Annotated in this window: 1 pseudogene; it reads left to right on the top strand. The window is 69.7% G+C overall.

The annotated features are described in order from the left end of the window. A pseudogene (locus EN851_RS34420) lies at positions 1-251 on the top strand (hypothetical protein); the annotation flags it as partial. Positions 252-383 lie beyond the last annotated feature (132 nt).

Here is a 383-nt window from a genome sequence, read left to right as displayed (position 1 = left end):
GCGCCAATAGCGCGCTCAACGTGACGGTCGGCGGCGCGAGCGGCATCGGCGCCGGTGTCGGCGTTGGCGGCATCGCTCCTGGAACTCTCGGCGCGACGCCGCCCGGAACGCCGAACGTGTCTTCCGCCGTCGCCCAATTGTCGAGCAGCCAGCTGGCTCGGATGAAGAAGCGCTGCGTCGATGTGCTCAGCAGCGAAGGCACCTACGACCGCGATCTCAAGGCGCTCTGCCTGATGATCTCGCGTCGTTGATGGCGCGGCAGGCGGCATTCGCCTGAGTGTCGGACCAGTTGCGGGGCTCTGCGGCACTCTCCGCGTCGCCGGCCGCAGCCGGCGGCATGCCGACGAGAGCTTCCAGCCGGTCGAAGGGCTCGCTGCCGTGCC

Origin of the sequence: Mesorhizobium sp. M8A.F.Ca.ET.208.01.1.1, assembly GCF_004791315.1 — a bacterium.
Lineage (GTDB): Bacteria > Pseudomonadota > Alphaproteobacteria > Rhizobiales > Rhizobiaceae > Mesorhizobium.
This window is presented reverse-complemented; position numbering and strand designations above follow the sequence as displayed.